The organism is Phyllobacterium sp. P5_D12, from assembly GCF_054049495.1.
The window spans coordinates 1-982 of sequence record NZ_JBFUMG010000996.1; the positions used below are offsets into that span (position 1 = coordinate 1).

Genomic DNA, 982 nt, shown 5'->3' on the forward strand with positions numbered 1-982 from the left:
GACGACTCATCGTGGACGTCCTGCGCCAAAATAGACCGCCGTTAGTGGGCTCATGATTCGTCATCCGCCGCTTCTGCTGAGGCATGGCCGACACCCGGCAAGATCATGCGGAATGTGCTTCCCTCACCCCAATCATTTCTTCGGGCCCAGATGCGTCCACCGTGATTGTCTATGATTGCTCGGGAGATAGCCAGACCAACCCCCGATCCATACGGCTTGGTCGTATGTAGGAGGTCAAAAACGTGATCCACGTGGTGAGCCGGTATTGGCTCGCCGGAGTCCTCGATCGCTATCAACACTCCTCCTTGGTCGACCTGATAAGTGCCTACCCGCAGATATCCCGCTCGCCACCGCGTCGCGCGAATAGCGTCGATGCTATTCGCGATCAAATTCGTGAAGACGTGTTCCAGCTGTGCGCGATCCGCCGAAATGAGCTGGAGGCTCTGGCAGAAATCTCTCTCGACCCGGATGCTGGCATCTGCAATTTCGGAAAACATCAGCGACAGGGTGCCATTTGCGATGTCATTGACATTGACCGCTTCACGGTCTGAACGCAGAAGCCACGACGGGTCCCGGAATCGGCTGATGATTTCGCATGTACGCTCCGTGTTGCGGATCAAGAGTCGAAGAGACTTTTGTGCGCGCATGACATCAGCGGGGCCCTTATCCAGCCAGCGTAAGGCAGCTTCCGCGTTGATAAGAACAGCAGAGGCGGATTTATTCACCTCATGAGCCAAGAATGTCGCGCACAGGCGAGCGTCAATCGGCAGGGGATCGTGCATTTGCGTACTCCTCGGATCAACAGCGCACCCTAAAGTGGCCCACTCGATCCAAATGCGGGGAAAGCACTTGTTTCACACACGGAGCAAATGGAACCTCTCACGGCCAATCGACTTTTGACACTCCCATACCCCGCTGCAGACACCACAGTGCTTTCGGATATGGTGGCAGGTGCTGGGAGCTTGTCCGCACCGCCCAGGCT

General features: G+C 56.5%; 1 protein-coding gene. It reads right to left on the reverse strand.

Features of this window, described 5'->3' with window-relative positions; translation table 11 throughout:
- Window positions 1-50: 50 nt before the first annotated feature.
- A complete protein-coding gene (locus tag ACXJ5O_RS28240; protein ID WP_457302800.1) occupies window positions 51-782 on the reverse strand; it encodes a sensor histidine kinase in 732 nt (243 codons plus the stop codon).
- Window positions 783-982: the final 200 nt, after the last annotated feature.